Annotated in this window: 2 protein-coding genes and 1 pseudogene; 2 read left to right on the forward strand and 1 reads right to left on the reverse strand. The window is 72.6% G+C overall.

The window, feature by feature from the left end:
* Nucleotides 1-223: 223 nt before the first annotated feature.
* Entirely contained in the window at nt 224-811 is a 588-nt protein-coding gene (locus tag G569_RS0119785; RefSeq protein ID WP_037497758.1) for an FKBP-type peptidyl-prolyl cis-trans isomerase, read from the forward strand.
* 57 nt (nt 812-868) lie between these two features.
* Here the strand turns inward: G569_RS0119785 and G569_RS0119790 are convergent, their stop codons facing one another.
* Nucleotides 869-1,468: a TetR/AcrR family transcriptional regulator gene (locus tag G569_RS0119790; RefSeq protein ID WP_028064704.1), complete on the reverse strand. Its 600-nt coding sequence runs from the start codon at nt 1,466-1,468 to the stop codon at nt 869-871.
* A gap of 96 nt (nt 1,469-1,564) precedes the next feature.
* Here G569_RS0119790 and G569_RS66680 point away from each other — a divergent pair.
* Nucleotides 1,565-1,847, forward strand: a pseudogene (locus G569_RS66680) (hypothetical protein); the annotation flags it as partial.

Genomic DNA, 1,847 nt, shown 5'->3' on the forward strand with positions numbered 1-1,847 from the left:
GCGTCGCCCAGTGCGCGGCGCCTTCGCGTCGCCCCGTGCGCGGCGCCTTCGCGTCGCCCAGTGCACGACGCCTTGACCTCGCCCCCCTGCGCGGCGCCTTCGCCTCGCCCCGCGCGGGGGTGGGCGACATCGAGGTCCATGGCGGACCTCCGCGTCGCCCACCCCCACTTAGCCAATCCTTCAGGTGGACCGCGGGGCGGACGGGCTACCCTTGCCGACCGCCATGCGCCGATATCTCCTCACGCTGCCACTGCTCCTCGCCGTGTTCGCCTTCGCGGCGTGCGGCGACGACTCGTCCTCGGGTGACGAGTCCGCCGCCACGCCCGCCGCGACCGAGGCGCCGACGGAAGCGCCGACCGAGGCAGCGACCCCCGAGGCGACCCCCGCCGGCCCCACCGAGGGCGACGCGGGCGTGAAGGTGACCGGCAAGCTCGGCGCCGAGCCGAAGATCACCGTCCCGAAGGGCGGCACCGCCCCGACCGGCCTCCTCATCAAGGACCTCAAGGTCGGCAAGGGCCCCGAGGCCAAGGCGGGCCAGAGCGTCGACATGCAGTACTCGGGCGTCCTGTTCAAGGACGGCACGAAGTTCGACGCCTCGTGGGACCGCGGCGGCCAGCCGTTCACGTTCACGCTGGGTTCGGGCATGGTCATCCCCGGCTGGGACCAGGGCATCGTCGGCATGAAGAAGGGCGGCCGGCGCCTGCTCGTCATCCCGCCCGACCTGGGCTACGGCCCCCAGGGCTCCGGCCCGATCCCCCCGGACTCGACCCTCGTGTTCGTCGTCGATCTCGACGACATCAAGGCCCCGTAGACCCGCCCAACCTAAAGGGGCCTGACCCCTTTAGGTTCGCCGCCCGGCCGCGCGGCCCTAGCCGTCGGCCTCGCCGGCGGCGAGCACGGCGCCCATCAGCGTTCCCAGCAGGAGGCCGTGGAGGGCCTCCTGGCTGAGGTCGCGGTCGTGCGCGATCCAGTCCAGGCAGGCGCCGTCCATGAAGCCGAGCCACCCGCGCACCGCTGTGCGCAGCGCGGGTGAGGCGGGCGCGTCGCCGCGCAGCCCGTCGACGATCCGCTGCGCCGTGTCGCCGCGCACGCGGTCGAGCATCGCCCGCACCTCGGCGACCGCTCCGGCCGAGCGGATCATCTTGTCGTAGCTGGACGCGTTCTCCTCGATCCAGCCGAGGTAGGCCAGCAGCGAGGACGAGAGCTGCTCGACCGGCTCGAGCGTCGGGTCCGGCTCCGTGCGCTCCGCGAGCTCCGCAGCCTTCTCCTCGAGGGTCGCGACGAAGTACGCCTCCTTCGAAGGCCAGTAGTGGTACAGCAGCGCCTTCGAGATCCCCGCCTCTTTGGCGATCCTCGCCATCGACAACTCGTCGTACGCGAAGCGGGTGAACAGATCCGCGCCGAGCTCCAGCAGCCGCCGGCGCCGCTCGTCGACGTCCAAACGCGTGTAGGCCGGTTCGCTCGTCACGACTCGAACATTAGCTGACCGTCGGTCGACAACTTGGTAACCGTCGGTCAACAAGGGTGTATGCTCCCTATCGACCGGAGGTCAACAGAGGGAGTCATGATGGTCGCGGAAGACCGGATCGCAGCACTGGAAGAACGCGTGGCTCGGCTGGAGAGCGCCGGCCCGCGCCCACGACGCGCCTGGTGGGACCTGGGCGCCGCGCAGTGGTACGAGGACGCGGCGGCCGAAGCCGCCCGCGCGACGACCGACGCGCGCCGAGAGGCGGTGCGCGCCACCGGCGCGACGGGCGGGCGCGATGACGCGACGGGCGGGGGCGATGACGCGATGGGCGGGCGCGGCGACGCGATGGGCGGGCGCGGCGACGCGATGGGCGGGCGCG

Source organism: Solirubrobacter soli DSM 22325, from assembly GCF_000423665.1.
GTDB lineage: Bacteria > Actinomycetota > Thermoleophilia > Solirubrobacterales > Solirubrobacteraceae > Solirubrobacter > Solirubrobacter soli.

Excerpts from the sequence above, each read along its gene's own strand:
- G569_RS0119785 (WP_037497758.1), top strand. The coding sequence starts at position 224 with ATGCGCCGATATCTCCTCACGCTGCCACTGCTCCTCGCCGTGTTCGCC.